Here is a 4,946-nt window from a genome sequence, read left to right on the forward strand (position 1 = left end):
CGCTAGGCCCGCCCGCCCTCCCCGAAAGGACACCGAACACCGTGCTGGACAAGGAAGAACTGCGCGCCGTCGTCGCCCAGGTGCTGGACGTCGACGTGGCCGAGGTGGGCGACGACGTGAAGTTCGTCGACGACCTGGAGGTCGACTCGCTGATGGCCCTGGAGGTCGTGGTGGTGCTGGAGAAGAAGTACGGCATCAAGCTGGCCGAGTCCGAGCTGAAGCACATCGTCACCCTGCAGAGCGCCTACGACCTGCTCGGCGACCGGATCGCCGCGGCGCGGGCGGCCTGATGCCCGCCGCGAGCCCCCTGCGCGCCGCGATCGAGGTGCTGCCCGCCGAGGGCGAACTGGACACCGCGGCCCGGTTCACGGTGGCCGACACCGAGACCGTGCTGCCCGGCCACTACCCGGGCTTCCCCATCTTCCCCGGGGTCTGCCTGGTGGAGTGCGCCCGGCAGGGCGCCGAGGCCACCCTGCCCGAGGGCGCCAAGGGCAGCCGGCTGGCGGCCGTGGAGTCCACCCGGTTCACCGGGCCGGTCTTCCCCGGCGACCAGGTGGACATCGCCATGGCGTGGAAGCGGACCCCGGCCGGCGACTGGCAGGTGCGGGCCAAGCTCTCCACCGGGCGGGGCGCCGCGGCCGGCGTACGGCTGCGCTACGCCGCCCCCGCCGGGGCCGGGGAGGCGGCGGCATGATCGGCCAGCGCGAGATCAGGGCCCGGCTGCCCCACCGCTTCCCCATGCTCCTGGTGGACCGCGTCGTCGACCTCGTCCCCGGCGAGCACCTGATCGCCCTCAAGGCGGTCACCTGCAACGAGCCCTGGTACGAGCGGCTCGGCGCGGACAGCCCCGCCGAGGACTTCGCCTACCCCGAGTCGCTGCTCGTGGAGTCCTGGTGCCAGTCCGCCGGGGTCCTGGCCACCTGGGACGACCCCAACCCGGACGTGCTGGAGGGCCAGGTGATGCTCTTCGGCGCCATGACCGGCGTCGAGTTCCACCGGCCCGTCCTGCCCGGCGAGGTCCTGGAGCACCGGGTGCGCCTGGACCGCAAGGTCGACGACACCCTGCTGTTCGAGGGCGAGACCCGTTCGGCCGGCGAGACGGTGATGACCGTCGGCCGGATCGTCATGGCCTTCCGCCCGGCGGCGGCGCTGCGCCCCGCCACCGCCTGAGGAGACGAAACCCCATGTCAGACACGACCAAACGGGTGGCCCTGGTCACCGGCGGCTCCCGCGGCATCGGCCGGGCCACCGTGCGGGCCCTGGCCCGCGACGGCTTCGACGTCGCCTTCTGCTACCGCTCCGACGACGGCGCGGCCCGCACCCTGGAGAAGACCGGCCAGGAGTTCGGCGTCCAGGTCGTCGGCACCCGCGTGGACGTCGCCGACGGACCCGCCGTACGCGCCTGGATCGAGGCCACCGAGGAACAGCTCGGCCCGATCGACGCCGCCGTCACCGCCGCCGGGATCACCCGCGACAACCCGCTGGTCCTCATGGAGGACGAGCAGTGGCGCCAGGTCCTCGACACCAACCTGGACGGCGTCTACCACGTCTGCCGCGCGGTGGTCTTCGGGATGATGAAGCGCCGCGCCGGCGCGATCGTCAACATCTCCTCGGTCGCCGGGGTCTACGGCCACGGCACCCAGACCAACTACTCCGCCTCCAAGGCCGGGATCATCGGCTTCTCCCGCGCCCTGGCCAAGGAGACCGGCCGCGCCGGCATCCGGGTCAACGCGGTCGCCCCCGGCTTCATCGAGACCGACATGGTCGCCGCGATGAACGACAAGGCCCGCAAGGAGGCCCTGGGCTCGATCCCGCTGCGCCGCATGGGCACCGCGGAGGAGGTCGCCGACCTGGTCGCCTACCTGGTCTCCGACAAGGCCTCGTACATCACCGGCGCCGTCCTGCAGATCGACGGCGGCATCACCATCTGAACCACCCGCAACCGTACGGACCACCCGCACGACGACCGCTGGAGGCGGCCATGGCACGACGCGGACCGCGCTGGTACTTCTCCTTCCGCAGCCCCTACTCCTGGATGGCCTACCGGGACCTGCTCGAGCACCACCCGGACGTGGCCGAGCGGATCGAATGGCTGCCGTTCTGGGAGCCGGACGAGCCGGCCCTGGACGAGCTGGAGCGCAGCAACATCACGCTGCCGTACGTCCCCATGTCCAAGGAGAAGCACCTCTACATCCTCCAGGACGTACGCCGCCTGGCCCAGGCCCGAGGCCTGGACATGGTCTGGCCGGTGGACCCCGCCCCCAGGTGGGAGGTCTCCCACCTGGCGTACCTGGCCGCCGAGCGGCTCGGCGCGGGCCGGGAGTTCATCGCGCAGACCTACCGGGCCCGCTGGGAGCTCGGCGAGGACATCTCCGACCCCGACACCATGCGCAAGATCGGTGAGACGCTCGGCCTGGACCCCGAGGTGCTGGCCACGGCCCACGAGGACCCGCAGATCCGTGACCTCGGACTGCAGGCCCTGAACTCCCTGCACCGCGACGGGGTCTTCGGGGTGCCCTTCTTCATCACCGGCTTCGACAAGTACTGGGGCGTCGACCGGCTCCCCGCGTTCGTGGAGCAGCTCTCCGCCCGCGCCGCCTGAGCCGCGCCACCGCCTTTTCCGCCCACCCGACCCGACTGCACCGGAGGAAGTACCGGCCATGGCCACCAACCCGTTCGAGAACGACGACGCCCGCTACCTGGTCCTCGTCAACGAGGAGAACCAGCACTCCCTGTGGCCCGCCTTCGCCGAGGTCCCGGCCGGCTGGACCGTGGCGTACGGCGAGGACACCCGCCAGGCGTGCCTGGACCACATCAACGAGAACTGGACCGACATGCGGCCGAAGTCGCTGGCCGTCGCCATGGACGCTGCCTGACGTCCCCCGCCGGGCGGCCGGGCGACGGGCGTTGGCAGCAATCTGCAACGCCCGTTGTCCATGTCCGGGCCCGATGACAGCGTGGCTCCCACGCAGCTTCCCAGAAAGCGATGCCGCTCATGACCCACTCCCTGATGTGCCTTCCGTTCGCGGGAGGCGGCGCCGGTTTCTACCGCGCCTGGAAAGACCTGCCCGCGCACGCGCCGCGCGTGGTCCCGGTCCAGCTCCCCGGCCGTGAGGAGCTCTTCCTCGACGAGCCGTTCCGTGACGCGATCGCCGCCGCCGACGCCCTCGCCCCGCGCATCGCCGAGCTGGCCGAGGGACGCCCCATGGCCCTGTTCGGGCACAGCCTGGGCGCCGTCCTCGCCTTCGAGCTCGCGCGGCGTCTGGAGCGGGACCCGTCGGTGGAGCTCACCCACCTGTACGTGAGCGGGTCCCCCGGCCCCTGGACCGGCCGCGCCCGGCGTGCGACGGGCCTGGACGACGACGCGTTCCTCGCCCGGGTGCAGGAGTTCGCCGGGTACGAGCACGACGCGCTGGCCGACCCGGACATGCGCGAGCTGCTGCTGCCGATCCTGCGGGCGGACGTGGAGATGCACGAGGGCTACCGGCCCGCCTCCGACGAGCCGCTGCACACCCCGATCACCTCGCTGCGCGGCACCGAGGACACCCTGGTGACCCGCGAGGAGGCCGAGCAGTGGCGGCAGGCCACCACGGGGGCCTTCCGCCTGGTGGAGCCGGCCGGCGGCCACATGTACCTCACCGCGTCCCCGCTGCCGCTGATCGACGCGATCACCGCGGTGCCGGCGTCATGACCACCGCCTCGGCCGGCCTCCCGGCCACCACCGTCGCCGGTCACCCGGCCGCCGGCTCCGGCAGGCTCACCGGCCGCACGGCCGTGGTCACCGGCGCCGCGCGCGGCCTGGGCCGGTCCTGCGCCGTCCGGTTCGCGGCCGAGGGCGCCGACCTCGTCCTGGTCGACGTGGCCGGCGACGTGGCCGGCGTGCCCTACCCGCTGGGCTCGCGCAGCCAGCTGGAGCACACCGCGCAGCTCTGCCGGGCCGAGGGCGTCGGCGTGCACACCGTCGCGGCCGACGTCCGGGATCCCGCTGCCGTGGCCGCCGTGGCCGACCAGGCGCTGGAACGTTTCGGCACCATCGACGTCCTGGTCAACAACGCCGGCATCGCCGCCCCGTCCGGAAAGGCCGTCCACGAGATCGCCGAGGACGAGTGGGAGCTGATGGTCGGCATCGACCTCACCGGCGCCTGGCGCATGATGAAGGCGGTGCTGCCCGCCATGGTCGAGCAGCGCTCCGGCAGCGTCGTCAACGTCGCCTCGACCGCGGGACTGGTCGGCTACCGCCATTTCGCCGGCTACGTCGCCGCCAAGCACGGCCTGATCGGTCTGACCAAGGCCGCCGCCCTCGACTACGCCCCCTTCCGGGTCCGGGTCAACGCCCTGTGCCCCGGCTCGGTGCGCGACGACCCGCTGCACGAGGGCCGCATGCTCGCCGAGATCGCCCGCTCCCTCGACGTCGACGTCGCCGAGCACGAGGAGATATTCGTCCAGTCGCAGCCGATGAACGCCCTCATCGAGCCGCCGGACATCGCCGGAGCCGCCCTGTGGCTGGCCGGGGACGACTCCCGCCAGGTCACCGGTACCACGCTCACCGTCGACGGCGGGTTCAGCGCCCGCTGACGCCGCCTCCCCCACTTCTTCCGTACGTACAGGAGTCCGACCATGTCGAGAAGTCAGGCCGCGTCCTGCCACAGCCTGGTGGTCCGGATGCCGGGCCCTGTCGATGCCGGGGAACTTCAGCGCCGGCTGCGCTCCGGCGCGGCCGGCGCCTTCGACGGCGCCGAGCACCTGCGGCTGTGGCAGGAACGGCTGCCGTACGCCGCCGAGGACCCGGCCGCCGCGGCCCGGGTGCGGCGGGAGGCCGAACGTCCGCTGCGCACGGCGGGTCTGCCGCTGCGCGCCGTCCTGCTGCACCACCGGGGCGGCGACGCCGATCTCGTCCTGGTCGCCCGCCACACCCTCCGCCTCGACCCCGCCCCCCTCGCCTGCAC

Annotated in this window: 8 protein-coding genes and 1 pseudogene; all 9 read left to right on the forward strand. The window is 72.9% G+C overall.

The genetic code is table 11. From position 1 onward, the window contains the following. On the forward strand, positions 1–290 hold a 290-nt coding region (locus EF918_RS32345), incomplete at its 5' end, for an acyl carrier protein (RefSeq protein ID WP_312847886.1). Then, positions 290–694 (forward strand): 3-hydroxyacyl-ACP dehydratase FabZ family protein, encoded by a 405-nt coding sequence (locus EF918_RS32350; RefSeq protein WP_125652475.1) that lies wholly within the window; start codon positions 290–292, stop codon positions 692–694. The genes EF918_RS32345 and EF918_RS32350, both read left to right, overlap by 1 nt. Beyond that, a complete protein-coding gene (locus EF918_RS32355; protein ID WP_125652476.1) occupies positions 691–1,170 on the forward strand; it encodes a 3-hydroxyacyl-ACP dehydratase FabZ family protein in 480 nt (159 codons plus the stop codon). The genes EF918_RS32350 and EF918_RS32355 overlap by 4 nt, the downstream gene beginning before the upstream one ends. A gap of 14 nt (positions 1,171–1,184) precedes the next feature. After that, positions 1,185–1,931 (forward strand): 3-oxoacyl-[acyl-carrier-protein] reductase, encoded by a 747-nt coding sequence (fabG, locus tag EF918_RS32360; protein WP_125652477.1) that lies wholly within the window; start codon positions 1,185–1,187, stop codon positions 1,929–1,931. Positions 1,932–1,981: 50 nt separating this feature from the next. Continuing rightward, positions 1,982–2,602 (forward strand): 2-hydroxychromene-2-carboxylate isomerase, encoded by a 621-nt coding sequence (locus tag EF918_RS32365; protein ID WP_125652478.1) that lies wholly within the window; start codon positions 1,982–1,984, stop codon positions 2,600–2,602. 58 nt (positions 2,603–2,660) lie between these two features. Then, positions 2,661–2,876 carry an MbtH family protein gene (locus EF918_RS32370; protein WP_125652479.1) on the forward strand — a complete coding sequence of 72 codons (216 nt, stop codon included), beginning with the start codon at positions 2,661–2,663 and terminating at the stop codon, positions 2,874–2,876. Positions 2,877–2,995: 119 nt separating this feature from the next. After that, complete coding sequence (locus EF918_RS32375) at positions 2,996–3,691, forward strand: alpha/beta fold hydrolase (RefSeq protein ID WP_312847887.1); 696 nt, start codon at positions 2,996–2,998, stop codon at positions 3,689–3,691. Further along, positions 3,688–4,575, forward strand: a complete 888-nt coding sequence (locus EF918_RS32380; RefSeq protein ID WP_125652481.1) for an SDR family oxidoreductase — start codon at positions 3,688–3,690, stop codon at positions 4,573–4,575. The genes EF918_RS32375 and EF918_RS32380 overlap by 4 nt, the downstream gene beginning before the upstream one ends. Before the next feature lie 42 nt (positions 4,576–4,617). After that, a pseudogene (locus EF918_RS32385) lies at positions 4,618–4,946 on the forward strand (hypothetical protein); the annotation flags it as partial.

This window comes from Streptomyces sp. WAC06614 (assembly GCF_003949795.1).
GTDB lineage: Bacteria > Actinomycetota > Actinomycetes > Streptomycetales > Streptomycetaceae > Streptomyces.

What these genes read in the sequence shown, in the direction of transcription:
- EF918_RS32365 (WP_125652478.1), top strand. Translation starts at nt 1,982, where the DNA reads ATGGCACGACGCGGACCGCGCTGGTACTTCTCCTTCCGCAGCCCCTAC.
- fabG (WP_125652477.1), top strand. Translation starts at nt 1,185, where the DNA reads ATGTCAGACACGACCAAACGGGTGGCCCTGGTCACCGGCGGCTCCCGC.
- EF918_RS32380 (WP_125652481.1), top strand. Translation starts at nt 3,688, where the DNA reads ATGACCACCGCCTCGGCCGGCCTCCCGGCCACCACCGTCGCCGGTCAC.
- EF918_RS32370 (WP_125652479.1), top strand. Translation starts at nt 2,661, where the DNA reads ATGGCCACCAACCCGTTCGAGAACGACGACGCCCGCTACCTGGTCCTC.
- EF918_RS32350 (WP_125652475.1), top strand. Translation starts at nt 290, where the DNA reads ATGCCCGCCGCGAGCCCCCTGCGCGCCGCGATCGAGGTGCTGCCCGCC.
- EF918_RS32375 (WP_312847887.1), top strand. Translation starts at nt 2,996, where the DNA reads ATGACCCACTCCCTGATGTGCCTTCCGTTCGCGGGAGGCGGCGCCGGT.
- EF918_RS32355 (WP_125652476.1), top strand. Translation starts at nt 691, where the DNA reads ATGATCGGCCAGCGCGAGATCAGGGCCCGGCTGCCCCACCGCTTCCCC.